The organism is Pseudomonas sp. HLS-6 TE3448 (genome assembly GCF_053629555.1).
The window spans coordinates 4,528,839-4,552,558 of record NZ_JBRJIO010000001.1; the positions used below are offsets into that span (position 1 = coordinate 4,528,839).

Here is a 23,720-nt window from a genome sequence, read left to right on the forward strand (position 1 = left end):
TTTGAGAAAAACCCACGGCAATATAGCCCAGCAGAATTACTGCGTGATTGCACTCACGTGACCGCCCATTGGCATTCGACTTGACCAGCCGTTTGCATGGGATTTGACTAGCACATTTGATGTCTTTGAGCAACAGAAGTCGGCCAATGGCGAGCGTTTAGAGCAGTCAAGATACATCTGTGTCGTTTTTTAAAGTCTACGTTTTTCTCTAAACAGGCAGGATAAATCTTGCTCATAGCGTATAATAGCCATAAGACATCATCACCACCCTTATAAAGTCAACGAAAATACAAATGACATACGTAAAAGAAACGGATCGTTTTAAAGCTAAGTGTGCAGCGGGCACTACGTATACCATCATTGAAAACACAAAAGAAAAAAAAGAACCAAGAACTCTCAGCGAGCACGTTTATGAAACGTCGCGAAAATCTTATTTTTTATCAACAGGCGAAAAAGTAAACAAACTCACAGAAGACACTTTCTTAATAATCAAAGGAAAAAAATAATCACCCAAGACAAGCCAAAATTCAAAAAATCTTATATCGGTGACCTAAAAACCGTCTTTGATTACTTGAAAAATCAGGCATTACTCATTGCCATAGTAATTGCCATTCCAGAGATAGTGTCGATTATAGCTAATGCCCGCCTTGGGTCATGGGTGGCACTGCTGGGCTTTTCGATTGCAACGAGCCTGGCAGCAGTATTTAGCGTTTATAACTTAATATGGCTTCATTACACTCTAGAGGATAAACCAAAACAAAAAACACTCCGCATTCTCACCTTGGCATTTACGTTTACACTAGCCGCTGCAGCAATGGCGGTGGCTGCACTAAAGACCTTCCATGCATTAATACCTAACCTGAATTGGTTCACTATTAATTGATCGCTCGCAAACTGGACTGCCCCCGGAAAGGTAGACATCCCCGGCCTATGCAATTACTCAATTACTTCCCTACGAAGTAAAGCGCCCTGCCCTGATTGAAGATTGCCGCAGGAATCGAGTTTTTTCTCAATCGCTGGCCAGGGTGATAGATGTAGATCCACTCAGGCAGGTGGTGCGATGCAAGCAACATGGCTTCCGACGTCGTCATGTCGTTCTTATAGGCATCAAGCGTGAACTGGTTGTTACGGATGAAGATAGGCCCGTAGCTGAGTGGCGATCTCAGAAAGCTCGGCGATTTAGCAGCCTCCTCACTGTATGGAATCGGCCGCTCGGCATAGCTATCTACCAGCGATGCATAGCCGCGGGCATGGCCATCAGGATGTTTACCAGTCAGCATTGGCAACTTCGATAGGCCATGGGCAAAAACTCTCTTGCGAGCATCTTCGACCTTACACAATGCGAGAGCAGACGCCGCCTCCGGCGAGCTTGCCTGGTCCGCAGGCACCCACGCGACAACCTGAGTTGCACGCGCCGGATCGCTCGACCCACCCAACAGCATCAAGCCCAAGCCAATTCCCGCTGCTGCGCCACCACTCAAACCTTCAGGTGGCGAAGCGAAGCTCATCGCGCTTAATCCAGCATCCCCGAGCACTGTTCCAGAACCGCTGGCCGGGTTCGCCCTATCAACTGCCCCTGCCAGCTCGATTGGAACGTCACGCTGCCCGGAAATCCCCATGGCGGTCAGAACATGCATAGCATCCGACCATTTTTCCCTCGGTACATCTTTCGGCTCAGGAAGCTGCACAGTCCTAGCCCCCAGGGTGCCAGAGCACCCAACCAGAAGAGCTACAGTCGCGGCCAGCAAGCCGATTCGGATCGTTGTTGATTTGTTACCCATGGCGCCACTCCCTGGTTTGATTGCCACAGCTTACGGAAACCTTCAGGAAACCCAACGGCATAAGCCTGTGAGCTGTTCCGGCTTGGGATTTCCAGAGCCTGGCATAGCGTGTCAAGCAACCTCATGCATGCGGAGCACCACCATGGAATTTCGTCACCTAGGCAATGGACAGACTTTCCCACCCATAGCGCCGAATGGCCGGATTTACGCCGTACCTGTCACGCAGGAAAACCAAGTAGAAATTTTCTGCCTGACACCTGAAGGCATCGTTGGAAGCGGCGTTTCGGCCAACTGGTCTGAAATCACGGGCGTCTACTACGACGATGAGTCTTGGGAAATCATCCTGCGCAATTACACCGGGCGGGGAATGCGTTTCCGTCGTGGCCATCCCTGCTTCATGGTTGCGGAGGGGGACGAAACGATACTGACGAGCATTCAGGGGTACTCAATCCCCATATGCACAATGAACCGCATAGCTTTTGAGAAAGCCAATGACTCCTGCCAAAAACCACGCCAAAGCGAACCTAGATAAAAGAAACATAACTTTTACGGCCATTTCAATTTCCGACGCTAAAAGCGTTTGAAAGCGAAACCTATCCCTCCAGAGCCCCAGTACCTTGTTCTCAAACGGACTGATACGGAGCGCTGAAAATGACCCCAAAGATATTCCCTGGCAGGGAGAGAACACCCCAATGAGCACACCGCGCTGGGTTCTTATCAAACGTGCGCCTGAACGAATTCCTCATCACCTCTGCCGCCATGCGCGGCGCGGAGAAAATCATGGAAATTCAGACTGAAACTCTGGGTGAGGAAGAAATTGCAGCTATCACTGGCTATCAACTGCCATCGAAACAAATTCAATGGTTAGCCAGTAATGGATGGCAATACGCCCTATCTGGCGCCAGACGTCCGGTCGTTGGCCGAGTGTACGCTCGCCTAAAGCTGGCCGGCGTTAAGCCAACAGCAATGAACGCCGTCGCAGAGACTTGGACTTTCGATTTGTCTCGGGTGGGTTAGCAAGATGCGTCCGAAACAAACCGCTAATAGAGATCTTCCGCCGCGAATGATTCGGCGTACGCGAAAGCGCAAAAACGGCAACATCTGGGTTGCTTACTACTACGACGGCAGGGACGAAGATGGCAGGCGTCGAGAGATACCTTTAGGTAACGACCTGGACATCGCCAAAGTGGAATGGGCGAAGCTCGACAGAAAGGCCGTTCCAAAGATAACGCGCCTGATGGGGCAGCTATTCGATCGCTATGAAAGGGATGTCATTCCGGGCAAAAAGCCGCGCACCCAGAAGGACAACCTGGCCGAGCTCAGACAGCTGCGCAAAGCCTTCGATGATGCCCCGATGGAGCTGATTACACCTCAAGTACTTGCCCAGTATCGAGATCGGCGGACGGGCAAGGTTAGGGCGAATCGGGAGATCGCCCTTCTCTCTCACATTTTCAACATGGCAAGGGAGTGGGGCATTACTGACCGCCCAAACCCAGCGACCGGTATCCGCAAGAACAAGGAGACTCCTCGGGACTTCTATGCAGGACCGGCGATCTGGGATGCGGTGTACGAACACGCCACTTCCGAGCTGCGCGATGCAATGGACTTGGGCTATCTGACCGGTCAACGCCCAGCTGATGTACTGGCCACCCGGGCGACAGACGTGGTTGATGGTTTTCTGCAATTCGCCCAGGGCAAAACGACAAAAAAACTCAGGATACGTCTTGAGTCGGAAACAGAGACCAGCCAGCTGGGGATACTGGTTGAGCGCCTTCTGAGCCAACGCAAGGCGCGAGGGGTTCGCAACCCGTACCTAATCGTGACAGAGGACGGCCGCAACGTGACGCCAGCGATGCTACGCCTTCGCTTTGATGATGCTAGATCCAAGGCGGCCGCCAAAGCGATGGAAGACCTTGATAGCGTCCTGGCCGACAGCATTCGTCAATTCCAGTTTCGCGATATCCGCCCCAAAGCAGCGAGCGAAATTGAAGACCTGGCGCACGCGAGTAGGCTACTAGGGCACACCGATAAGCGGATCACGCAGACCGTTTACCGCCGCGTCGGGGAGATCGTGAAACCAACCCGATGAAACATCTTTTACGAAGGAGTTGCGGAACACCATCGAAAAGTTGCGGAACACTTGGCCTTTTCAGCTTCAAGTTTTCCACCCTCCAGAAACGCAAAAAGCCCTGAATAATCAGGGCTTTGAATGTGGCGGAAGCGTAGAGATTCGAACTCTAGGATAGTTGCCCATCGACGGTTTTCAAGACCGTAGGATAAAGCCCCAGTCCATGAGGCGTCAGCACCAAAATCGATTCCAAAACAATCACGGAATGGCTAGGCTCCAGGCCGCATACGGCAAGGGTCGCCATTTCTGTTTTGGAATCGATTTCCACTGCTTTCCAACGCCCTCTGGACAACAAGACAAGACCGCTATAGCGTTGCCTCACATACAAGGAGATAGCAAATGGCCAGCGACGTTTTGATGAACATTCTAGAGGGCGTAAAGATTGTCTCCAGCCCAACCTCATACCTGATCGATGCGTTCGCACAGTCCCTGAAGGACAAAGAGGAACCGAGTGGCATCGTTGAATTGCGAGTGGAGACTGAGCGTCGCGAACTCGAAATGCGGATGGCTGAGGCGGAAGCGAGAGTCGCTCAAGAGCTTGCTATCGCTAGGCGTATCGAGACTGCACATGAGGTCGAAATGACAGAATACTTCGATTACTCCGGCAAGGGCCACGTAGGATTGAAAGCTGATGCTGAGAGTATCAGCGTCGGTGCTGGTGGGAGCGGCCGTCGCGTAAGCAAAAGAAAATTCGTGTTCAAGGGCGGCCCAGGAATGGCTGAGATTGAAGGAAATCTTGAAAAGGCTTAGGCCACGCCATTGGCTAAATTCTTTATCAAGCCTCCAGTACTGCAGCAGTAGTGCGGAAAATCGACCTCAGGCCGCACCGTTAGCGGCCGATGCGTCGAGCCTGTCTAATATGCATCGGCGAGTTTGGTCGACTTTCGCCCAGTAAAACCGAGAAGCTTTCGAGCGATTTTAGACAGCATACGCGCCCCACCCTGGCGTTCTGCCGACGACGATCCGTCCTGGCTCGTCTCCATTCCAGCTATTCGAAATCTCGTAACTAAACAGGCCGATGTGGTGCGCCTCATCGATCTCCATCAACCCCCAGGCTCTGGCAGCCTCGGACAGCTCCAGCATGTCGACCAGCGTCTCGGCGCTCATATCACGCCGGCGATGGGCGGCATAGGCCATTTCATCAAGCACGGCGGCGCGTCCGTCGGGATCGGTGGCTAAGGCGAATTGATCGTTCAGTTCATTCAGCCAAGCTTGCGGTACGCCGGCCATCATTCTGCCCTGCACTACCAAGACTGCGCATACAGCACTCCGTCGATGCTCTCCACCCCGTTGATATTCATCTCGAGCTGGGACCTTGGCATCGTGCAGGACCGGGATGATGTCGGGCCCAGGGGGTCGGGTTGAACACCCAGGCCTGCGTGGCTACCCGGCCCAGCGGCTCGCTATGATGGTCGCCGATATGAATGTCGGCGCGAAGAGGCTGGATCTTTCTGAACTGATCAGATGGGATGGCCTGGCCATTCACGCGGCGGCGGACGAGAAGGAAGTACATTGGGCACCAATACTGTACATATATACAATATCGTAATCACAATCGCCGATCCCGGGCAACCTGATCAGCCTGACGGCGTCAGGGAGTCGTACTCGAGTTCGCACTGGCGCCCGGCTGTCCGGGCGGCGTCATAAGCTTTCGCCAGATCTCACGCTCGTTCATCAGCCCGCGCGAGCAAGTCGGAGAGCACCATGGCGGCGCGGGTGGTTGCTTGGCCTCGGGCGATAGAGACACTATCCGAGCCGAGGAGACTCGGACTCTTGCAGCTTGCGCCGCTGGAACCTAAATCATAATAGCCACTGGCAAAGCCAGTAAAATCAACACGTTGAGCCGCCCGCAGCCGTTCACGTTGTCTCAAGAGATGAACAGAAGTACACGCTGATAACCAGCGTGATTCACGATCTGTTCACGCTACCTCTCCGGCGTCCTGCCGAACGAACACTATCCTCCCCTTACCGATCGTCACCTGAGATTCATCAGAGCCGCGAGTCACTAAGCGAAAGCAAACCTTCGTTTTTATGCGACAGCTGTCCTACAGATGAGAAAACGAAACTATTTTTTCGATTCCATGGATAAGCCAGGCCAAGACTTCGGCATCCTGCCGACCGAGCACACCCTCCTATTTATGCAATTCACGCACATAGGCCTGACAGGCCTGCAGGGCGATCAATCCTTCATCACCGTCTCCAGTGATGGCGACAATTCGTTGAGCATACGCTGGGTCAAGCTGGGCGCGTAGGGCTCCATCCACCACGCCTCCGGCGCTGGCGGGCGTTCGCACCCCACCGTTACAACCCTGGGCGGCAACGGCTCCGGCGTCGACCAGGACTGACAACCGCAGATCAGCAGTAGCCAGCCGGTCGCGCAGGCGAGCCTGAGCTTGGTTCGCATCGTTCATCTCCTTCCAGTGATTTTTATCCTGCGTCTGCAGACGGTCTTCCAGGTCGCGCCGCGCATCCTGCTGCACCGCCAACTGATCGATGGCGGCACCGGCAGCCGCTTCCCGCTCACGGCTGTGTGCCTGATCTTTCTGCGCAAGCTGCCGCTCATACCCCGCTGCCTGTTTTTCCAGCTCGTCGGCCTGCCACAACCAGGCAAGGCGTGCACCCGCCGCCGCCCCAAACAACAGGGAGAGCAACACCCACCGCGCACCGAGCGACATCAGATCAGCACCTGCTCGGCGCGCTTGTAGATTGCGAGCCGGTCATCCAGCCCATTGAGCCCGCCGTTGATGCGACGCGTGATGACCTCGAACGCCGACGGCCCCTTGTCGGCCAGCGAATTGAGGCCCGCCTGATGCCAGAACCAGCCGGCCGAATCGGCCGCGTGCTCTGGCCGCTCGAGCTGCTCAGGGCGAGCGAGCAGATCGAGACCCAGCGCTTCGCAGCAGCGCTTGTAGTTGTCATGCCCAGTGACCCGAATCAGGCCACGGTCGCGATATCGCTGACCATCGCCATCAGCCTCGGGCGTATTGCCCAGCCGGCCGGTGTCGTACTTCGACAGATACTGCTCACCACCGAGTTCACGCACATAACGCAGCTGGCCCGACTCATGGCCGACCTGGGCAAGGAAGGCGCGCTTGCGTAACGGGGTCACGATGTCCCACTTGACCATCGCCGCATTCAGGACAGGAAGAAAAACGCCGGCTTGAAGGCCGGCGTTAGGGAGGATGTGTTGCAGCTGCTTGAGGGTGACTGTCATCTTGAATCTCCTGTTGTGGCCTGACGGCCCGAATAATTTGCAAATGTCATCCAGCCAACGTCGACGCCGCAGGACCGAGTGCTCGTCAATACAAATAGCCTTCAGGTAAACTCGCCACCGCATCGCTTTCGATTGACCTATTGACCAGGCTACTGATGAGCAACCCAAATATTAAATATCGCCCCGACATCGACGGGCTTCGCGCTATTGCGGTACTTAGCGTCGTACTGTTCCATGCGTTCCCCTCCTTCCTCAGAGGTGGATTTATTGGCGTAGATATTTTCTTCGTCATCTCTGGTTTTTTGATAACCTCCATTATTTTCAAGAGCCTTAACAACAAGACCTTCAGCTTTGCCGATTTTTATAGCAGACGGATAAAACGAATTTTCCCCGCGCTTGCACTGATACTGGCAGCCACTTACGTGATGGGCTGGCTCTCGCTGACTGCAGAAGAGTTTTCGCAATTAGGCAAGCACATCATCTCCGGCGCGGCGTTCGTTTCGAATTTTGCCCTCTGGAACGAATCAGGCTACTTCGATAGTTCAGCACAACTGAAACCTCTGCTGCACTTGTGGAGTTTAGGGATAGAAGAACAGTTCTATATTGTGATGCCGCTTGCGATTTTTATTTTCAGCCGTTTCAGGGTCAACCCCGCTGCGCTACTCACCTGTGCAGCCATCGCCTCATTTGCGTTGAATATCAAACTCATTGACTACGACCCAATCGCAACTTTTTACTCGCCACTAACACGCTTCTGGGAGCTCCTTGCAGGCAGTCTGCTGGCATGGTTCACAATTTACAAAGACACGCCTATCTCCGCTACCACTTGGGCGACGTTGACCAGCCAGCAAAAACATCTTCGAAATCTGCTTTCTTTCATGGGACTCGCCCTGCTGACTTTTGGCCTTCTCCACATAAAAAAAGGCGCAAACTTCCCTGGTACCAAAGCACTCATCCCCGTGATTGGTGCGGCCCTAATTATTCTTGCCGGGCCAATGGCCTGGATTAACAAAAACCTGCTGTCAGCTAAAACCATGGTCTGGATTGGCCTGATCAGCTTCCCGCTGTACCTGTGGCACTGGCCCCTGTTCTCCTTGCTGCGCATAAACGAAGGAGAGCCCAGCACACTGCTAATGGCTGCCGCATTGCTGCTTTCGATAGCGCTCGCGTGGGTAACCTACCGCTACCTTGAACTCCCGATCAGAAATTCAAGCTCTGAACGTCTCAAGCTAGTTACGCTTTCCAGTGTTATGGTAGTTGCCGCTGCTGTAGGCGGCGTAACCTATATGGCGGGCGGGCTGCCCGAGCGGCAAGCTAACAAAGCGTTGGAATCCTACGCAAACAGCATTGCGAGATCAGACGTAAAACGCCACGCTGGATGCATTGATATTCTACATGCCTACAAAAAAGAAGGTGACTGGTACTGCCATATAGGTGACGCGAAACCAAAACAGGACATATTTGCTTTTGGCGATAGCCACGCTTACAGCCTACTCCCTGCCTTCGAAAAGCTAGCTGCAGAACATTCACTCTCAATCGCCTTTTCTTCTGCCTCTGGCTGCCCGCCATTGCTGGGAATTCAATCCATGCGCGGCGAGCTGGATATTGAAAAACACAATTGCCAAGCACTCAACGAGCGTATTTTTTCGTACATCAAGTCCGAGCAGATCAGTACCGTTGTATTGGTGGGACGGTGGTCCTATTACGGCGGAGGAACCACAAAACTTGGAAACTACAACCTCATCGCCAAAGACCCGACTACACAACCGACGCTTGCCCAATCAGCCCAGAACTTGCAGTGGGCGATTGATAATACGGTCAAGCGCTATCGCGAAATAGGCGTCAATGTCTATCTTGTGGAAGACAACCCCCAGCAGCTTAAAAACCCCAAGGAAGTGTTGCGCACCGGCAAAGGCCGAGAGCAAGCATACGATGCGTTGTCTGTATCAAAGGCTGAACATCTGAAGCATTCCGCATTCTCAGTGAAAGCCATTCGCGAAACACCAGCGACAGTAATCAACTTCGATTCCATTCTCTGCCAGGAGGCTATCTGCCCCCTGACCAGGGAGGGAAAATTCTGGTACTTCGATAACAACCACCTCAGCGCAAGTGGTGCGCTAGCCGTTTACCCTGCGATAGAAAGCGCCTTGGTGAACGCTGCACCAGCTCCTATAACTGCCAGATAGGGCGTGGGGGCAAGCAGTCCATACACTTGATGACACAAAGCCACTCCGGCTCTAGCCCAACGAGACCATCCTGAGTGGCTGCTGTGACTTCTTCCTTTTTGCCCCTGGCTTCAGCCTTGCCCTTCTTGCCGCCGTTGCACTGGACCGCCGTCGAGGCGCGGCTTGAAGCCCAGGGCGTTGATGGTGCGTTCGGCAAACAGGTCGGTGCGGCCGGCCATTTCCAGCCTGACCCCGGCGGTGCTGCGATTGAATGCGGCAAGGCGCGCCTTGGCGGCCTGCTCAGCTGCGGACTTGTCCGTGTGGATGTGCCGGTCGGTGTGCACCGGCGGCAGGCCATCCGGCGACTCGTCGTTCTCCAGTTCCACCACCTTGAGCCTGCCGCTGTTCTTGTCCAGGTGCTTGGTACGCAATTCGTTGAGCATGCGCTTGGTCAAGTTCGGCTCGCGCGCTTCCATGAACCACGCCGCTGGGGCCGGAGGCTTCTCGCACCCCACTGCTACCACTCTTGGTGGAGGCGTCGAGTAAGACTGACAGCCGCAAATCAGCAGTAGCAAGGCGGTCACGCAAGCGATCCTGAAGTTGTTGAGCATCGAGCAGTTCCTTGTAGTGGGTTTTGTCATTCACCTGCAGGCGGTCTTCAAGCGCTCGGCGCTTTATCTGTTCGTCCAGCTGCCAGTCGAGCACGGCCACAGAGGCTTCGTTGCGCTCTCGTTGGAAGTCTTCGCCCTGCTTGGCCAACTGCTTGTCGTAGCTATTGGCCTGCCACTTCCAGGCACCCAACCCTCCAAGCGCAAGTCCGATCAGCAAGGCCAGCAAAACAATGGGAACAACTACGCGCAGCCCCAATCACTTCATGCCAGCCTACCGCCAGCGGCAATGTAGTGGGCGATCAGGTCGTCCAGCTTGCGCTCATGCTGTTTGTAGCCAGCGCCTGGCAGGCTTGCCCAAATGTTCCTGCACTTTGAGATGGCTGATTCGATGCGGCCGGCATGTACGTCCGCCAGCGCGCCACGCTCCTTGATCAGTTGCAATGCCAGCTTGTCTTGGCTGACGGGCCCGAAGTCCGGCAGCTTTAGCAAATCACGATAGTGCGGCCAGTAGCGCTGGAGCTGCTGATACCGCCCTGCAGCGGTCGACTTCAGCCCTTTCGTGTTCACGGTCACCAGAACGCCAGGATGGTCGGCATAGTTGGTGAACGTGTTCGGGCTGTTGAGGCCGCCGACAATTACGTCATAGCCATCGTTGCGTGTGTACTTGCTGGTCGAGGTACCCTCCGACCACGCCAGCATGTCGAGGAAGGCGAGCGCATTCTTGCTGCCCGCCAGGGAGTCAGAAATCTTGGCCATGGTTTTCTCCAGGCGAAAAAAAGCCCGCTCAAGGCGGGTGATTCACAGGCGAAAAAAACGCTTTCGCGGTCGTGCTCTTTAATGGCAAACGGTCATGGCAGAACGAGTGCGCCCTCTAAGCTCAGCACGGCGAGCTGCTCGATGGTGAGCGCGTCCAAGTTCTTTTCCGTAACGTCCCGCAATGCCTGCTTTCTGGCCACGATAACGCTGACATCCTGGCCTGCCTCCAGGGCGCGCATGTAGGCAATATCTAACTCAGCCAAGCGCGGCTCACGCTCGATCCGCAAGCGCTCACGTACAGCTCCTTCAGCTTTGACACGATTAATCGTAATCATTGGCCACCCCCTACACCTTGCGCAGGACCGATGACAGCGGCATCCAATTCCCATGCATCACGAAAAGCCCGATCCTCAGGGACACTATCGGCGTCAACGATCCAGAACAACAAGCCAGCCGGAACGTCCTTCGCGCCGATTTCCTCCAGGGTCAAGCCGCAGTCGCACGGAATGAGTACAGCCGCCGGCGCGCCGGCGGGTTGAAACAGAATTCGCTTATCCATCCGATCCCCCTTAGTTGCTAAACACGGTCGCGTCGACATACACAAAGTCAGTGACGCCTGAAGCCTGCCCCGTAGTGCCAATCTTGAAACTGCCGGTTGTTCTGGAGTAGGCCTTGGTACAGTTGATGCCTGTAATAGCCGCATCGGTCGCAGCGCCACTGGTCACAGCGGCATAGTTTGTATTCGGCATTGGCGCCGCCAGGTTCACTGTGTAGTCGCCGGTTCCGTTGTCCGTGATCGAGCTGACGTTAAAGCTGCTGCGAATCGCTACCGTGCCCGCGCCGTTGAAGTTGACCCAGGCGCTAGCGACCTTCGCGGCGGCCGGCGGCGTGAAGTCCTTCCATGCGCCCCAGGCGGTTCCGCTGTAAATGCGCAGGTAGAGCCCGCCGGTCGCCGTGTGCATGGCCAGCTGCGCGCGGCTCTGCGACTTGGCAGCGTCGAGGAACGTCCAGCCCCATATCACGCCGTTCGTCGTGTCCGGCGAGCCGGTGGCCAACGCCCCGCCCAAAAACGGCCCAGCGGCGGCGGTATTGAAGTCGGCAAGAGTCGGCACGGCAATATCAAGCTTGCCGGCCAGGGCATTAGTCATGGTAACGGCAAAGTTAGGGTCATCCCCGATGGCCGCCGCCAGCTCGTTCAGCGTGTCGAGCGCCGCCGGCGACGAATCCACCAGAGCGGCCAGAGCCGCGCGCACGAACGCCGTGGTCGCAAGCTGCGTGGTATTGGTTCCAGCCGCTGCGGTCGGCGCCGTTGGCGTGCCCGTCAGCGCCGGCGAGGCCAGCGGGGCTTTAAGGGCATCGGTCGCATCGAGCGCCGCCTTCACTGCCGCCACGAACGCCGTGGTGGCAATCTGCGCGGTATTGGTGCCAGCCGCTGCGGTCGGCGCCGTTGGCGTGCCCGTCAGCGCCGGCGAGGCCAGCGGGGCTTTAAGGGCATCGGTCGCATCGAGCGCCGCCTTCACTGCCGCCACGAACGCCGTGGTGGCAATCTGCGCGGTATTGGTGCCAGCCGCTGCGGTCGGCGCCGTTGGCGTGCCCGTCAGCGCCGGCGAGGCCAGCGGGGCTTTAGCATTCAAAAGGGCTTGAATCGCGGCGCGTAGCTGGGCGTTATTGCCTTCGTCCGCAACAATGCCTGCCAGCGCCAGGACGCCTAGGATTTCGTCGGTAACGGCATTGCCCCAAGCCGATGGGATCAAAGAACCAACTTGGCCGGTCACTGAATTTTCATCAACAAACTTGCCATTTACCAGGCCGACGCCTGGCACATTCCTCGGGTAGTCCATTCAGTCCTCACCATACTTAATAAATTCAACTGCATGCGCCGGCGCACTACGGCGCAGCACACACTCCAGGGCGCCGCTTGGGTTGCCGCCGAATTGCTCGCCGAAGTAGCTCACGCCGAACCGGCGACCAAGGCGGCGCCGAGGCCCGGTTTCAAGCGTCCACATGAACTGCGCGACCCACGTACCGAAGCACGCCGCGCCGAAGCGTGAGCGCCCGAAGCGTGGGGCTCGGTGCTCAATTACGCGGGCCTCGGGGTAGCCATGACTTATGGCCAGCTCAACGAAGTACGCCGGTGACTGGCCACCGACCTCGACCAGACGACGGCGCACCGCCAACTGGCGATCCTCAAACTTGGGCGAATCCCCTAGGCAGGGATCGGGCAGCCGCATGACCCGCTCCCAGTCGGGGACCAGTTCCCGAACAGTTTCGGGAAAGCTTTCCTCCAGCAGGTCGGCGGCGCGCAGATCCTCCCGGGCAAGCTCCTGGGCGGCTGCCTGCAGCAGCTGGTCTACTTCGGGGTTCAGTTCTTTGTCCCACGCAGGACCGGGCGGCAGCAGCGCCCGTAACTGCGCGTAGTAGTCGGAGGCGGTCCTTATCGCCACAGCACACCCCCATAGGTCAGCATCTCGTTGCGCGCCGCTACCACGTCGGCAGCCGGGCTGATCAACTGATGATCACGCTCACCAAGCGCGCCGCTGAGGGCCTCGCCGATGTGCGTCCAAAGCAGACCGGCGCCAAGGTCCGACTCGCGGTTGTGCAGGTCGACCAGGGCAGCCTCCACTGACCGGCGTACTGCGCCGCTGTCGGGGATAATCTTCAGTTCGTACTGAACCGGCTTTTCCAGCGGAGGCAGTACGTAAAGCTCAGCGGTGACCGGGCGCTGTTTCTCGATGTACACCCGCACCTCTTCGCAGGCGGCTGCGCTGGGAATGGGGTCTAGATCGCCGTCGCGGACGAAGAACAAACCAACCGTGCCCGGCCCCATCCAGTGCCGCACAAGCCAGGCACGGGTGACGCCCGGGACTTCCAACGCCCAGGTCACATAGTCATCTTGGTTGCCGCCGTGAGGGATCACCTGATACGAGCGAATCACCCGGGCGCGCAGCGCCTCAATGCTCTCTTGTTCGGTACCGCCCTGCAGGCCAGGCGCATCAACGGTCACCGTGTCATTGATTCCCAGCACCGGGGAGATCAAGCGCAGGATCGTACCGGCTGGGGTATTACCCAACTGGCCGGCCTCCAAGGCTTCCAGCTTGACCGTGCCGCTCTGACCGGCCAAGACAACGCTGGCCGTCACGCGAAAGCGCACACCGTCATCACGCTGCAGCAGCACGCCTGCATCGAGCAGCGCCGAGGCAGCACCGCTAAAGGTCGCGGCACCACTGGAAACCACCGCCTCCAAGCGGTCACGCTTGAGCCGCACCCGGGCCATTCGCCGCAAGGTGTCTTGATCCGCTGTGTCCGGCAGGATCTGCGCGGCGATGTATTCCTGATGCCCGTAGCGCCCGAAGGAAGCCGCCGCCTGCACCCGAGCCAGCACCTCGGCGTCGGATCGCAGCAGGGCCGAGCCGCCCAGGTCAGACTGCGCCCGGCTGATCAGCGCGGGCAAACTTGGGGTTTCAAACGGCATTGATCACCACCCATAAATTCTCAAATGGAACGTCGATGGTTCGGCCATCGCGCAAGGTCAACACCACCCGCATTGCCAGCCGGTCAACACCGCGTGTCGTCGTTACGCCGACCGCCGTAACGCGCCCGTCTTCCAGCATCCAGGCCAAGGCCTCGCGGGCGAAGGCTTGAGCATCCCGCTCGGTGTCCGCCGTCAGCGTCCGCCGGCGCAACAGCCACAGGCGTGAGCCAATGCAGTCGTTGGCCTGCGTGGGGAAACTGTCGCCCCACCAGCCAAAGCGCTGGGCGTCATCGAGCGGGTCATCAGGGCTTGCACGGCGCCAGGTCAAAAGACTGATCTCTGTTGCCCGACGCCAAGCCCGGTCGGTGTCGTCGCTTTCAATCAGCGGCATATCACCCTCCTGCCACTGGCTTTTTGTCCGAGCCTTCATGAACGTGCTGCATCTGGCTCACACCACCAGCCACCTGATCGCCCGCTGACTCGATACGGCCCGTGGTGCGAATCACCGGGGTGTCAAACTCGACGGCGGTGTCGGCCTTGACCTTGAGCGTCAGCGTCTCGACCTCGATCACCCGACCGCGCTTAAAGTGCAGGCGGTCGCCCTCGTCGGTGTACAACGCCACCTCGCCACTTTTCAGCCCCTGCAGGCGAAACTGTCGATCAGCGACACACACCACCACGCCGTGCGAACGGTCGCCCCCCACAAAGAGCGCGATCCCCTCAGCGCCCGGGTGCGCGTTTGAGGTGAAGCCATAGGGCTCGAAGTGCTCCATGCCGTCTTTCACTTCACCGGCCAACAGGCGCATCTGCAGGCTTTGCAACTTGCTCGTGGCCTTGACCAGCGTGACCACGCCCCGGGCCAAAATCTGTTTTAGTCCGCTCATTGCTCGGGCTTCCAATCTGCTGGGATCAAGTATTCAAAGTTGTCCGCCTTGCCGCCTTTCTTGAGCTTGCGGCTGTTGTACGGGTCTTTCGGCTCAGGGTCGAAGCTGTCCGGCGGGGCCACCGTGATGTTGGCCACGGTGCCGCTCTCATCCAGGCTGTACTGGATTTCACTGATGAGCATGTCGCGGTCGATACCGACCCAAGGGTCGACCACCCGCACAATCATGTTGTGCAGCCACAGCGCCCCGTTCGACTGCCGCCAGCCCTGCACCTTGTACTGCAGGGTCAGCGCCTTACCCATGCGGCTGCCGCGCTCCCAGTTCGCCCGCGCCTCGGCAAGGCTGGGGGTCATCTGGCCGCTTTCGTGAATCATCAGCACCCGCTTACGCGCCGCACGCGGGTCCGTGACTTCAGCCTGCACCTCGGAGGCCTTGGCACCGTGTTCGTCATCCGTGCCCGAACGCTGGCCAACAACCTTGTAGTCGGAGAACACCCCGGAAAAGTCGAGCGACGCCGAACCGGTCAGGATGTTCTGGCCCAGTTCCAGCCGGTCAACCGCCCGCCCCGCGCTACCCGGGTTGATGATCACCAGGCGCCCCCGGGAGTCATCGGTGGACAGCAGCCGCGACAGCGTTAGCAGCCGGTCTATCGACTCAAACACCGTCTCCCCGGGCTCAATGCTGTGCTCAGCCAATTTGGTAGTCTCGGCCACCTGGCTCTGCACCTTGACCCCGTAGGGCTCGGCCAGGCTCTGAACGATCTGCTGCACACTCTGGCCACGCCACTGCCCGGGCTGATTGATCGCCGAGCAGTCGACCAGATCAGCCGTCAGCGAACGCCCGCTGATTGCCCGGTTCACCGTCTTGCTGTCGTAGTTCACCGGGGTAGCGAAGACCCAGCCCGTCAGCACCAGGTCATCACCTATCAACACCTCGCAGAAATCGCCCTGCCTGACCGGAATTTCCTCAGCCTGATCCGGCCAGCGCCACGTCACATCCAGCGAAAAATCTCGGGTCTGTCGCTCGATACCGGCACTGATGCTGGCTTTCTTCCAGCCGCGATAATCCAGGCCGTTCACGCGCAGCGTGACAGCGTTTAACGGGTCCATGAGTTACTCCTGGGCGATGTGCAGCACCCCGACAGGCAGGAACCCCGGGTGCGGCACTTTGTTACGCGTAACGATTTCAGCGGCGCGGGATGCGTCGCCAAAGCACTGATAGGCCAGCACCAACGCGGGCAGGCTTTCCTTGGGCTCAATCTCAACTAGGCGAACGCCCGAGCGGGCCACCTCGGAGAGGTGCCCTTTAACGTGCTTACGCACCGCCTCGATCAGCTCAAAGTGTTCATGCGATGCCGACAGCCCGGCCTCCCACAGCGCCGCGCTAAGCCCATCACGCAGGCTAATCACGTCATCTGCTGCCGGGACTTCTGGCCGCTCCAGGGGTGACGCCACCTGCTGCGCCAAGGCTGGAACACCGAGCAGTACGGCAGGCGCCGATACCACCGGCATCAGCGCGGCTGCCCGTACGGCCTTGACGATCAAGGCATCACGCATCAACTCCCGTGCCGCCTTGACGGCAGCGGCTGTCGCCAGCCCGCCCGGCGGGTTGGTCATCAGGTCATCGAACTGCTGTTCGGCCATCAACTGCCGGGCCAGTTCAAGCTGTGACGTGATGCCACGACCTGAGTCCACGAACCCCGAAAAGACCTCTTCGGTGCTCGCCAGGCGCGCCACGGTATTGGCAAACACTGGGTCAGCCGCCACCGTGGCCGAGCTGCTGGACGACGGCGACCAGCTGTAACCCGACGACCGAGTGCTGCCCCCCACGCTGGAAAACTGCGCCCGGATCATGGCCGAGAAATTACCCGGGGCATTGATCAGCATGTCAGCCAGCGCCTCAGCCGAACTGACAAGGCCAAGCACCTGGCTAAACTCCCGCTGAATCGCCATCTGAATCCCGGCGATACTGTTCTGCAGCGCCGTTACCGCCATGCGTGCCCGGTTGACCACGGTCATCGCGGCTTTGTAGCGGGCCAGCGCGGACTCCAGAAAGCTCTCGCTGGATGCCTCTACCTGCCGCGATGCCTTCGGCACCCCGGCCGGGTAGCCCTTTTCCCCGGCTTCGACAAACACCAGCTCAAAGCGCACGATGCCGCCCTCACGGCGCTCATGCGAAACTTGGCAGCCATCCCCGGCGGTGACCAGCAAGCGCCCGAACCACGGGTGTACCAGCTCGCCCGCCCCGGGTTTATCCAGGGCATTGAGCAAATCGTCCCGCCGGTCCAGGCAATCGTCACCGCCAATAAAGGCCGTCAGTTTGATTTCGCGGGTCTTGCTGCCCATATCCTCCACCAGCGGCTTGTCCCGCTGGGGGTATTCGTGGACCTGCACTCGCCGCCCGACTGGCGTGGCGTCACTGTCGACCAGAAACGCCACGCCGCGAAACGAAGCCGGGTGCAGTTGATCGCGCCATGTCGTCATCCTGCCTCCCTACCCAATGAGCGATAACCGACTGATGGGCTTACCGACAGCCCAGGTTGATTGGTCTTCGCAGGATCAACACGCATGCCCGGCGGTGCATTTTCAAAGCGCACCACCATGGACCCCTCCAGTTCGGTGCGCGCCGCGGCTGTCGCGCAGCAGCAGCCTGAACCAACGAGCCACGGCTTTGCGGCAGGCTTCCTGCAGGCAAGGCCGAGCCACCCGCACTTAGGCTTGGTCGCCCAGTACCGGATACCTGAGCAACCTGAGTACCCGGTACCGCGCTAACCAATGCCAAAGGCGCCATGCCGGGCAACGGCTGATTGGCGGGGTTGCGCATCAGGCTGGCCACCTTCGTGGCCTCTGGCATCAACTCAGGGGCTTGAGCAATCGGCTTGACCAGTTGCCCCGGCGCCATGCCGGTCTGCGCGTTGCGCGCTTCCTGCTCGGCCGTCCACTGCTTGACCTTATCCGTCGCAGCACCGATCACCCCGGCGCCGTCCGTCTCGATGCCAAGAAACTTCATCATCGGCTCAACGATGGGGCGCAACTCGTCCCAAAGTCCCCTGAAGAAACCGCTGATTGGCTCCCAGTGCTTGATGATCAAACCCAGCGGCGACCAATCGAACAGCGTCCCCATGAACTCCGCAAACGGTACCGACAACGCCTTGACCAGATCCCACAGCGCGCTAAAGAACTCAGTCAGCGGCCCCCAGTTGGCAATGGCCAGGCCGAGCGGGCTCCAGTTGAAGGCCTCTTTCATCCACGACCAGACCGTCATAGCCGGGTCTTTGATCCTCTCCCATACCCAAGCGAAGTAAGGCGCGACGCTCGACCAGTTCGCAATCAGCACACCCGCCGCAATCGCCACACCACGCACGACCAGGCCGATAACGCTCATTTTTGCCACACCATCCATCAGCATGAGCGCGGAAGTAGCCCCCGCCGTGGCCAAGCGCAACACGGTGAAGCCGACCGCCGCCCCGATGATGCCCTTGATCAGCCAGGGGTGCGCGCCGGCCAACTGGGTCACGCCGGTGATGATCGGCCCGACCGTCGCCATGAAGTCGTTAAACGGCGGCAGCAGGACAGAACCGACCGTAATGCCCAGCCGGGTCACGCGGTTGCGCAGCAACTGCATGGCGTTCTGCGTGGTCGCCGACCGCGATTCATACTCAGCCTGCATAGAACCGGCGTATAGCGTTGAATCGCCAACCGACTTGAAGTTCTTCTGCAGGGTGTCCAGGTTGGTCAGCAACGGCGCAATAGCCCCTACCGACTCCTTGCCAAACAGGTTGGTTAACACCGCCGCCTGCTTGCTTTTCTCGACCTTGGACAGGGTCTTGAGCACCTTGTTGATCGTGCCCTCAGAGTCGGTTTGCATGCCCTTGGCGATTTCGTTGGCGTCCAGGCGAAGCGCCTTGTAGGCCTCTTGCTGCGACTTGGTGGCCGCCGTGCCAGCGGTCAGGGTCAGCATGAAGTTCTTGATGCCCGTGGCCGCCACGTCCTGGGCGATACCCACCCCGGCCAGTGCCGAGCCCATCGCCGCAATCTGCCCGGCGTTGACCCCGGCCACCTCACCCAGCGGGCCAATGGCCGTCAGGATCGCCGAGATTTGCCCGGTACTGGCCGCACCGGTGTTACCCAGGTAGTTGATCTTGTCGGCCAGCGCGACCACTTCCTGCTGGTTCATGTGGAAGGCCGTTCGCCACTTGGCCATCATCTGACCGGATTCGGCGGCGCTCTGATCGAAGGCCACACCCATTTTGACGGCCGCTTCGGCAAAGCTGTTGAGTTCTTCCCGGGCAATACCCGACTGACCACCCGCCGCGACGATCTGCGCGATACCTTCGGCAGCCATCGGCAACCGCTCGGACATGCTAAGCACGTCCTCACCCATCTCCTTGAACTGGGCCGGCGTCTCAAAGTTGACCACCTTCTTGACGTCGGCCATCGCGCTTTCAAAGCCGATGGCAGCCTGAACCCCCATGACAAAAGGGGTCGCAATAGCGCCCCCTTGAATCGCATCCATGAAGGTGATTTTGCCGAGGCCTGAGCTATTCAACTGCTTGCGCAGAACGGCTGCGTTCTTGCGCACCCCACTCAACACCGGCGACAACTTGTCGACGCCAGTGATGAGCGCCTTTAGCTGGAACTTATCCGCCATTGCCGCCCCCTAACATCGCCTGGATTCGCCACGCGTTTTCTTCACTCTCAAACAGCTGGTCTAACGGCCAGTTCATGACCTCGTTCGGGTTCACTTTCCAGAACCAAGCGAGGTCATAGACCAACTCAGTCAGTTGCTTGAGGCTTCGGAATCGGGGGCTTTCGTCGCCGGTGACAGGAAAAAACCAATGACCATCCACACCAATGTGTTCAGGTCGAACAGGTCCAACTGGCTAACAGAGCTGGGCGGGATACCGGCACAAACCGCGATGTACTTCGACGCGGATTCGATATCCGCCACCGGCTGCATACTGTCGCTGAGGGAGTAAGGAAGCGTCTTGATTTTGCATGCTTCTTGCGGGGTTGGGCGACGCAGATTCAGTTCGGTCAGTTGCTCACCGTGAGCATTAATCGGCGCGGCCAACGGGTGGTTAATAGTGCTCATTACTGCCAGTCTCCAGAAATACCATCGAACTTGATCGCAACCTTTGCGTCATCGGCAGACACTTTCATTTCGTCCACCACATACGCACCGGACAGCACGTAACAACTGCCGTCCTTGAACTCAGCGGTGACCGTCATGTTGGTGCCGTTTTCCAGCTTCGCCCGAGGAAAATCAGGGGTTTTGACCGCATCGACCGCCACATAGGGCGTCAGGTCTTCTTCCTTGAACACCCCCGTGGTAATCGTCTCGCGCTTGAACTTGGACAACGGCACCTCAACACCGCCGGTAATCGTCAACTGCTCGCCGTCGACCTTGACGTAACAGGTGCCCGCGACTTTCTGACCCATAAAGGGATCTCCCATAAAAAAGCCCGCATAAGGCGGGCCGGGGTGGATGTGGAAGGGTTACGCCGCGTCTTCGTACTGCAGGCGGAACTGATAGAGCAGCGCAAACACGCGCAACTGATTGACCAGATCCGGCGGGAACAACACGTTCAGGCGGTTCGGGTTGCTCGCGTCGCGCTCGACAATCAGCTGCGCCTTGAACAGCTCGGTGTTCTCAACGATCCCGGCGCGCTCCAGCTCGCGGTACGCCGCGATCAGCTCACCACGGATCACCAGCGGCGTGACGATTGCCTGACCAGCGCCGAAGTTGGTGCCATCGTTGGCCAGCTTGCAGCGCCCGTACTTGCTGGTAATCCGGCTGCGCAGGTAGCGGATAACGTGCGCCGACTGGTGCAGTGTTTCGCTGTCCAGATAGGAGTCATCCGGCTGGCCGAAGGCGTTACGCTGGTAGGTCGTAACGGCGCGCTGAATGCGGTACTCGCCGCCACTGCTCGATGCCGTAGCGATGCCGCTTTTCAGCAGGGAATCCGCCTCGGACAACATGAAACGGTCGCTCGCAGCAGCGGGAGCAATAGCCCCCAACACACCGGTCTGCGTGGGCCGAGCCGGGTCTGCGCTGATGAACACCGCCGTGCGTGCTCCCCACTGCGCCGCGACCTCCCAGACGGGTTGGGGCACGCCGGGCTCAAAGCCGTGAATCGTCATGTGCGGGTCATTGCGCAAGCGTCCCGCCGCCACCAGTTGGCCGAGCGTACCGCGCTTGGCGCTGTACACATGGCCATAGAGCTGCTTGGCCCACGACCAGCGACCGGCGCTGTCATCCATGACTTCTTGCCAGTCATCGAGCGTAGCGCTGTCGGTCCAGGGCTGGGTAATGAACTCAAACTCTTCATCGCCCAGCGCCGCCAGCGCCATGGCCATGTCAGGCGAACCGACACCGCCAGTCATGGCAGTGACTTCCAGCACCAGGCCTGCCGGTGTCACCTCACCATTGACGCGGCCCAGGCGATTCAGCTCGACTTGAATGTCGTTGCCGAGGTCACCCTTGAACTTTGCCGTCAGCGTCACGACAGCGCCTGCAGCCATAGCGGTAACAGGCAGCTCAGTGGCGGCGTTGATGCTGGTCGCCAAGCCGGTGGCCACGGCCTCAGCCGACGCCGAGGCAACCACGGCAGAGCGCACACGCTGGCCAGCCACATACAGATTGATCAAGCCCGCCGCTGTCACGTTGCCCGTTACGGTAACGCTGCAGGTCGCTGCCACGCCGGTGTCGACCTTCAACGGCAGGCACCAGACCTCACCGGCAATGTCGATAGCGCGATGCTTTTGGTGCATTGCGGCCAGCATCGAGCCGGCGCCGCCGATGGCAATGGCTTCAGCGGTGCGCGACACCAGCACCAGACCACCGATTTCGGCGGCATCAGCGTTGTCGTTGACCTGGCCAATGATCAGGCGGCGAAGTCCTGCACCGGCGCCACTGTTCGCCATCGAGTTATCAACCTCGGCGTAGAACAGCGGGACACGAATATCAGACGGAATACTGCTGAAACCGACGCTCATACCTTGGCCTCTTTCTTGGGCTTGGCTTCTACCACGTCACCTGCATTCAGGCGGCGCACCCAGTACGCATTGCGGGGCACATAGGCGCCCTCTTCGGGCAGCAGTTCGCCGCCCTTCTCCGGCATCGGGTTGTCACGCCCCGCTACCGGCTTCAGGTAAATCTGAGTCATTGAGATAAGTCCTCTCGGGTTTTGATTTCGATACGCCCGTCAGGCCCCTCGGGGGCGACATTGCGGTCGACCACGGGGTCGATAAAGTCGAACGACGTGTCGACCCCTTCCAGCGCAGGAAGGTCCAGCAGCGTGCATGCCTGCCACGTTTCCGGGCTGGTACCAGACCCAATGGTGAAATTGCCCAGCTGGAAGTCAGCGAAGAACCGGAACCGGTAAACCACCCGATCACGGTCGATCAGCAGCAAAGACCCGCCGTCATACAGCAGTTGCCCGTAATCCTTATCAGGCTCAAACCCAACCAGAGCGCGCCAGAGACTGGCCCGAACCAAATGCAACTGGTCGGCAACCTGCTGCCCGCGCTCGTCGTAGTTCTTCAATACGACGCACACATCAATGGCGTCCCTGACCTGCTGAACAATGACGTTCTGCTGCTCCGGCTCATCGGCCCCGTCACCGGTGGGGATCACATACGCTGCAGGCAGCTCCATCAGCGCACTGCCCTTGACCGGATCCCAATCCAGGCCACCCGCCACCCGCCCCTTAAAAGACGGGCACCGCTGTTTCAGTTGCTCGATCACTGGGGTGATTCGCATGCTTTCCTCTCGGGCACAAAAAAGCCCCATTACGGGGCTTGGGCGGCGCCTGGGGCGTCAGTTCAGCAGCGCATCGGCAAAGGTCTGCCGCAAGATGCGCTGGACGTCCGCTTTGGTGTCCGCCAAGGCATCGGTCATGTAGTTGTCTCGCGGCGTGATGCGCCACCCGTTTCCCTGCCGGGCAGCAACCAACGCCTGCCGCTGGCCACTGGCACGGCGATTACTCTTGCCACGCCCCTTACCCGGGGCAAGCGCCCGAGGCCTGGACCCAAGCCGCACCCCATAGTGCAGATACGCGGGATAGAACTCTTCCATGCTTTCAGTCTTGGTCGGTGCAATACGCACCAGAAAGCCAGAGCGCGACACCTTGTAGCTGATCGAATCGACCGTCGCGCCGGTTCGACTCTCCGGGTAGCCCGCCTGCCCACCGCCAAGCGCCAGGTTCATCTGCGCGCGGCCAGTGACCAAGGCACCAACCTTGCGCATGCCTGCCCGAACCTTGCGCTTGTTGAAGGCTTCAAAGTCGAACTTTTCAAAGCCTTCGATATGCAGGTAGCCGTCAACGGAAACCGAATTGCTCATCGCTTCCCCCTTCGTTGGCAGGCGGACCATCTGGCCCCAGCTCCTCAACTTCGATCACCGACCACACCATGCGCCCAGCCAGATCGGTTGGCCGGCGGACGCGAAACACCCGATCATGCCAAACAAGTTCATGCGCCGAGTCCAAGCCCGGAATGTGACGGCAGTAAAGGCGGTGAGTGATCTTGTTGCCGGTTTGCTGAGCATTGGCATAGGTCGCCGTTCCAAGCGGCTCAACCTTTACCCAGCGGTTGCAAACGTGGGTGAACTCAGGCGCCAGGCCGGCGCCTGCTGGCTTGTCAACACGAACTCGAACAGCCATGCGAGCGCGAAGCTCGCCCGAGGAAGGCTCTCTGATCGCCATGG

General features: G+C 58.7%; 30 protein-coding genes and 3 pseudogenes. 8 read left to right on the plus strand and 25 right to left on the minus strand.

The window, feature by feature from the left end:
* Nucleotides 1-293 precede the first annotated feature (293 nt).
* Nucleotides 294-506, plus strand: coding sequence for a hypothetical protein (locus AB7M23_RS20635; protein ID WP_454241882.1), 213 nt, complete (start codon nt 294-296; stop codon nt 504-506).
* 65 nt (nt 507-571) lie between these two features.
* The gene (locus AB7M23_RS20640) at nt 572-883 is read left to right on the plus strand and encodes a hypothetical protein (protein ID WP_454241883.1); all 312 of its coding nucleotides are present in this window, start codon (nt 572-574) and stop codon (nt 881-883) included.
* A gap of 61 nt (nt 884-944) precedes the next feature.
* Here AB7M23_RS20640 and AB7M23_RS20645 read toward each other — a convergent pair whose 3' ends face one another.
* A complete protein-coding gene (locus tag AB7M23_RS20645; protein WP_454241884.1) occupies nt 945-1,781 on the minus strand; it encodes a hypothetical protein in 837 nt (278 codons plus the stop codon).
* Nucleotides 1,782-1,923: 142 nt separating this feature from the next.
* Here AB7M23_RS20645 and AB7M23_RS20650 point away from each other — a divergent pair, with 142 nt between their 5' ends.
* The 4 genes from AB7M23_RS20650 (at nt 1,924) to AB7M23_RS20665 (ending at nt 4,659) form a co-directional block, all read left to right on the plus strand.
* A complete protein-coding gene (locus AB7M23_RS20650) occupies nt 1,924-2,313 on the plus strand; it encodes a hypothetical protein (protein ID WP_454241885.1) in 390 nt (129 codons plus the stop codon).
* A gap of 248 nt (nt 2,314-2,561) precedes the next feature.
* Nucleotides 2,562-2,798, plus strand: a complete 237-nt coding sequence (locus AB7M23_RS20655) for a DUF4224 domain-containing protein (RefSeq protein ID WP_159388353.1) — start codon at nt 2,562-2,564, stop codon at nt 2,796-2,798.
* Between the two features lie 4 nt (nt 2,799-2,802).
* On the plus strand, nt 2,803-3,870 hold the full coding sequence (locus AB7M23_RS20660; protein ID WP_454241886.1) for a phage integrase: 1,068 nt from the start codon (nt 2,803-2,805) through the stop codon (nt 3,868-3,870).
* A gap of 378 nt (nt 3,871-4,248) precedes the next feature.
* Complete coding sequence (locus AB7M23_RS20665; RefSeq protein WP_454241887.1) at nt 4,249-4,659, plus strand: hypothetical protein; 411 nt, start codon at nt 4,249-4,251, stop codon at nt 4,657-4,659.
* A 168-nt stretch (nt 4,660-4,827) separates the two neighbouring features.
* On the opposite strand, the gene AB7M23_RS20670 is transcribed toward AB7M23_RS20665, so the two are convergent.
* The 5 genes and pseudogenes from AB7M23_RS20670 to AB7M23_RS20690 form a co-directional block, all read right to left on the minus strand.
* On the minus strand, nt 4,828-5,142 hold the full coding sequence (locus AB7M23_RS20670) for a hypothetical protein (protein WP_454241888.1): 315 nt from the start codon (nt 5,140-5,142) through the stop codon (nt 4,828-4,830).
* Between the two features lie 11 nt (nt 5,143-5,153).
* Nucleotides 5,154-5,422: pseudogene (locus tag AB7M23_RS20675) on the minus strand (hypothetical protein).
* Between the two features lie 64 nt (nt 5,423-5,486).
* Nucleotides 5,487-5,651 (minus strand): annotated as a pseudogene (locus AB7M23_RS20680) (DUF2514 family protein); the annotation flags it as partial.
* Between the two features lie 390 nt (nt 5,652-6,041).
* On the minus strand, nt 6,042-6,584 hold the full coding sequence (locus AB7M23_RS20685) for a lysis protein (RefSeq protein WP_454241889.1): 543 nt from the start codon (nt 6,582-6,584) through the stop codon (nt 6,042-6,044).
* Nucleotides 6,584-7,123: a glycoside hydrolase family 19 protein gene (locus tag AB7M23_RS20690; RefSeq protein WP_454241890.1), complete on the minus strand. Its 540-nt coding sequence runs from the start codon at nt 7,121-7,123 to the stop codon at nt 6,584-6,586. Before AB7M23_RS20690 ends, AB7M23_RS20685 begins: the two co-directional genes overlap by 1 nt.
* 155 nt (nt 7,124-7,278) lie before the next feature.
* On the opposite strand from AB7M23_RS20690, the gene AB7M23_RS20695 reads away from it, so the two are divergent.
* The gene (locus AB7M23_RS20695; protein WP_454241891.1) at nt 7,279-9,309 is read left to right on the plus strand and encodes an acyltransferase family protein; all 2,031 of its coding nucleotides are present in this window, start codon (nt 7,279-7,281) and stop codon (nt 9,307-9,309) included.
* A gap of 51 nt (nt 9,310-9,360) precedes the next feature.
* Here the strand turns inward: AB7M23_RS20695 and AB7M23_RS20700 are convergent.
* Nucleotides 9,361-9,719: pseudogene (locus AB7M23_RS20700) on the minus strand (phage late control D family protein); the annotation flags it as partial.
* Between the two features lie 169 nt (nt 9,720-9,888).
* On the opposite strand from AB7M23_RS20700, the gene AB7M23_RS20705 reads away from it, so the two are divergent.
* A complete protein-coding gene (locus AB7M23_RS20705; protein ID WP_454241892.1) occupies nt 9,889-10,191 on the plus strand; it encodes a hypothetical protein in 303 nt (100 codons plus the stop codon).
* Here AB7M23_RS20705 and AB7M23_RS20710 read toward each other — a convergent pair.
* From AB7M23_RS20710 to AB7M23_RS20795, 18 genes are all read right to left on the minus strand, one after another.
* Complete coding sequence (locus AB7M23_RS20710) at nt 10,161-10,655, minus strand: glycoside hydrolase family 24 protein (protein ID WP_454241203.1); 495 nt, start codon at nt 10,653-10,655, stop codon at nt 10,161-10,163. The genes AB7M23_RS20705 and AB7M23_RS20710 overlap by 31 nt on opposite strands.
* A gap of 92 nt (nt 10,656-10,747) precedes the next feature.
* Nucleotides 10,748-10,990: a hypothetical protein gene (locus tag AB7M23_RS20715; RefSeq protein ID WP_454241893.1), complete on the minus strand. Its 243-nt coding sequence runs from the start codon at nt 10,988-10,990 to the stop codon at nt 10,748-10,750.
* Nucleotides 10,987-11,214: a hypothetical protein gene (locus AB7M23_RS20720; protein WP_454241894.1), complete on the minus strand. Its 228-nt coding sequence runs from the start codon at nt 11,212-11,214 to the stop codon at nt 10,987-10,989. The genes AB7M23_RS20715 and AB7M23_RS20720 overlap by 4 nt, the downstream gene beginning before the upstream one ends.
* Before the next feature lie 10 nt (nt 11,215-11,224).
* The gene (locus AB7M23_RS20725; protein ID WP_454241895.1) at nt 11,225-12,496 is read right to left on the minus strand and encodes a hypothetical protein; all 1,272 of its coding nucleotides are present in this window, start codon (nt 12,494-12,496) and stop codon (nt 11,225-11,227) included.
* Entirely contained in the window at nt 12,497-13,099 is a 603-nt protein-coding gene (locus AB7M23_RS20730) for a YmfQ family protein (protein WP_454241896.1), read from the minus strand.
* Nucleotides 13,090-14,127 (minus strand): baseplate J/gp47 family protein, encoded by a 1,038-nt coding sequence (locus AB7M23_RS20735; RefSeq protein ID WP_454241897.1) that lies wholly within the window; start codon nt 14,125-14,127, stop codon nt 13,090-13,092. The genes AB7M23_RS20730 and AB7M23_RS20735 overlap by 10 nt, the downstream gene beginning before the upstream one ends.
* On the minus strand, nt 14,117-14,512 hold the full coding sequence (locus tag AB7M23_RS20740) for a phage GP46 family protein (RefSeq protein ID WP_438810747.1): 396 nt from the start codon (nt 14,510-14,512) through the stop codon (nt 14,117-14,119). Before AB7M23_RS20740 ends, AB7M23_RS20735 begins: the two co-directional genes overlap by 11 nt.
* 7 nt (nt 14,513-14,519) lie before the next feature.
* Complete coding sequence (locus AB7M23_RS20745; protein ID WP_454241898.1) at nt 14,520-15,011, minus strand: phage baseplate assembly protein V; 492 nt, start codon at nt 15,009-15,011, stop codon at nt 14,520-14,522.
* On the minus strand, nt 15,008-16,120 hold the full coding sequence (locus tag AB7M23_RS20750) for a phage baseplate assembly protein (protein ID WP_454241899.1): 1,113 nt from the start codon (nt 16,118-16,120) through the stop codon (nt 15,008-15,010). The genes AB7M23_RS20745 and AB7M23_RS20750 overlap by 4 nt, the downstream gene beginning before the upstream one ends.
* A gap of 3 nt (nt 16,121-16,123) precedes the next feature.
* The gene (locus AB7M23_RS20755) at nt 16,124-17,494 is read right to left on the minus strand and encodes a DNA circularization protein (protein ID WP_454241900.1); all 1,371 of its coding nucleotides are present in this window, start codon (nt 17,492-17,494) and stop codon (nt 16,124-16,126) included.
* Between the two features lie 40 nt (nt 17,495-17,534).
* Nucleotides 17,535-19,661, minus strand: coding sequence for a phage tail tape measure protein (locus tag AB7M23_RS20760; protein WP_454241901.1), 2,127 nt, complete (start codon nt 19,659-19,661; stop codon nt 17,535-17,537).
* A 129-nt stretch (nt 19,662-19,790) separates the two neighbouring features.
* Complete coding sequence (locus AB7M23_RS20765; protein ID WP_454240906.1) at nt 19,791-20,105, minus strand: phage tail assembly protein; 315 nt, start codon at nt 20,103-20,105, stop codon at nt 19,791-19,793.
* On the minus strand, nt 20,105-20,452 hold the full coding sequence (locus AB7M23_RS20770) for a phage tail tube protein (protein ID WP_454240905.1): 348 nt from the start codon (nt 20,450-20,452) through the stop codon (nt 20,105-20,107). Before AB7M23_RS20770 ends, AB7M23_RS20765 begins: the two co-directional genes overlap by 1 nt.
* Nucleotides 20,453-20,509: 57 nt before the next feature.
* Nucleotides 20,510-22,009 (minus strand): phage tail sheath subtilisin-like domain-containing protein, encoded by a 1,500-nt coding sequence (locus tag AB7M23_RS20775; protein ID WP_454241902.1) that lies wholly within the window; start codon nt 22,007-22,009, stop codon nt 20,510-20,512.
* Nucleotides 22,006-22,179 carry a DUF2635 domain-containing protein gene (locus AB7M23_RS20780; RefSeq protein ID WP_083199776.1) on the minus strand — a complete coding sequence of 58 codons (174 nt, stop codon included), beginning with the start codon at nt 22,177-22,179 and terminating at the stop codon, nt 22,006-22,008. Before AB7M23_RS20780 ends, AB7M23_RS20775 begins: the two co-directional genes overlap by 4 nt.
* Entirely contained in the window at nt 22,176-22,775 is a 600-nt protein-coding gene (locus AB7M23_RS20785) for a phage tail terminator protein (RefSeq protein WP_454241903.1), read from the minus strand. The genes AB7M23_RS20780 and AB7M23_RS20785 overlap by 4 nt, the downstream gene beginning before the upstream one ends.
* A 57-nt stretch (nt 22,776-22,832) precedes the next feature.
* Nucleotides 22,833-23,357 (minus strand): hypothetical protein, encoded by a 525-nt coding sequence (locus tag AB7M23_RS20790; protein WP_454241904.1) that lies wholly within the window; start codon nt 23,355-23,357, stop codon nt 22,833-22,835.
* On the minus strand, nt 23,335-23,718 hold the full coding sequence (locus AB7M23_RS20795) for a head-tail adaptor protein (protein WP_099774412.1): 384 nt from the start codon (nt 23,716-23,718) through the stop codon (nt 23,335-23,337). Before AB7M23_RS20795 ends, AB7M23_RS20790 begins: the two co-directional genes overlap by 23 nt.
* Nucleotides 23,719-23,720 lie beyond the last annotated feature (2 nt).

Bases quoted from the DNA above. Each gene is read 5' to 3' on its own strand.
- AB7M23_RS20795 (WP_099774412.1), bottom strand. From the start codon at position 23,718: ATGGCGATCAGAGAGCCTTCCTCGGGCGAGCTTCGCGCTCGCATGGCT.
- AB7M23_RS20755 (WP_454241900.1), bottom strand. From the start codon at position 17,494: ATGACGACATGGCGCGATCAACTGCACCCGGCTTCGTTTCGCGGCGTG.
- AB7M23_RS20770 (WP_454240905.1), bottom strand. From the start codon at position 20,452: ATGGGTCAGAAAGTCGCGGGCACCTGTTACGTCAAGGTCGACGGCGAG.
- AB7M23_RS20685 (WP_454241889.1), bottom strand. From the start codon at position 6,584: ATGTCGCTCGGTGCGCGGTGGGTGTTGCTCTCCCTGTTGTTTGGGGCG.
- AB7M23_RS20660 (WP_454241886.1), top strand. From the start codon at position 2,803: ATGCGTCCGAAACAAACCGCTAATAGAGATCTTCCGCCGCGAATGATT.
- AB7M23_RS20735 (WP_454241897.1), bottom strand. From the start codon at position 14,127: ATGCCGTTTGAAACCCCAAGTTTGCCCGCGCTGATCAGCCGGGCGCAG.
- AB7M23_RS20725 (WP_454241895.1), bottom strand. From the start codon at position 12,496: ATGGACTACCCGAGGAATGTGCCAGGCGTCGGCCTGGTAAATGGCAAG.
- AB7M23_RS20745 (WP_454241898.1), bottom strand. From the start codon at position 15,011: ATGAGCGGACTAAAACAGATTTTGGCCCGGGGCGTGGTCACGCTGGTC.
- AB7M23_RS20790 (WP_454241904.1), bottom strand. From the start codon at position 23,357: ATGAGCAATTCGGTTTCCGTTGACGGCTACCTGCATATCGAAGGCTTT.
- AB7M23_RS20695 (WP_454241891.1), top strand. From the start codon at position 7,279: ATGAGCAACCCAAATATTAAATATCGCCCCGACATCGACGGGCTTCGC.
- AB7M23_RS20775 (WP_454241902.1), bottom strand. From the start codon at position 22,009: ATGAGCGTCGGTTTCAGCAGTATTCCGTCTGATATTCGTGTCCCGCTG.
- AB7M23_RS20655 (WP_159388353.1), top strand. From the start codon at position 2,562: ATGGAAATTCAGACTGAAACTCTGGGTGAGGAAGAAATTGCAGCTATC.
- AB7M23_RS20780 (WP_083199776.1), bottom strand. From the start codon at position 22,179: ATGACTCAGATTTACCTGAAGCCGGTAGCGGGGCGTGACAACCCGATG.
- AB7M23_RS20720 (WP_454241894.1), bottom strand. From the start codon at position 11,214: ATGGATAAGCGAATTCTGTTTCAACCCGCCGGCGCGCCGGCGGCTGTA.
- AB7M23_RS20750 (WP_454241899.1), bottom strand. From the start codon at position 16,120: ATGGACCCGTTAAACGCTGTCACGCTGCGCGTGAACGGCCTGGATTAT.
- AB7M23_RS20650 (WP_454241885.1), top strand. From the start codon at position 1,924: ATGGAATTTCGTCACCTAGGCAATGGACAGACTTTCCCACCCATAGCG.
- AB7M23_RS20765 (WP_454240906.1), bottom strand. From the start codon at position 20,105: ATGAGCACTATTAACCACCCGTTGGCCGCGCCGATTAATGCTCACGGT.
- AB7M23_RS20665 (WP_454241887.1), top strand. From the start codon at position 4,249: ATGGCCAGCGACGTTTTGATGAACATTCTAGAGGGCGTAAAGATTGTC.
- AB7M23_RS20760 (WP_454241901.1), bottom strand. From the start codon at position 19,661: ATGGCGGATAAGTTCCAGCTAAAGGCGCTCATCACTGGCGTCGACAAG.
- AB7M23_RS20645 (WP_454241884.1), bottom strand. From the start codon at position 1,781: ATGGGTAACAAATCAACAACGATCCGAATCGGCTTGCTGGCCGCGACT.
- AB7M23_RS20785 (WP_454241903.1), bottom strand. From the start codon at position 22,775: ATGCGAATCACCCCAGTGATCGAGCAACTGAAACAGCGGTGCCCGTCT.
- AB7M23_RS20690 (WP_454241890.1), bottom strand. From the start codon at position 7,123: ATGACAGTCACCCTCAAGCAGCTGCAACACATCCTCCCTAACGCCGGC.
- AB7M23_RS20670 (WP_454241888.1), bottom strand. From the start codon at position 5,142: ATGATGGCCGGCGTACCGCAAGCTTGGCTGAATGAACTGAACGATCAA.
- AB7M23_RS20635 (WP_454241882.1), top strand. From the start codon at position 294: ATGACATACGTAAAAGAAACGGATCGTTTTAAAGCTAAGTGTGCAGCG.
- AB7M23_RS20715 (WP_454241893.1), bottom strand. From the start codon at position 10,990: ATGATTACGATTAATCGTGTCAAAGCTGAAGGAGCTGTACGTGAGCGC.
- AB7M23_RS20710 (WP_454241203.1), bottom strand. From the start codon at position 10,655: ATGGCCAAGATTTCTGACTCCCTGGCGGGCAGCAAGAATGCGCTCGCC.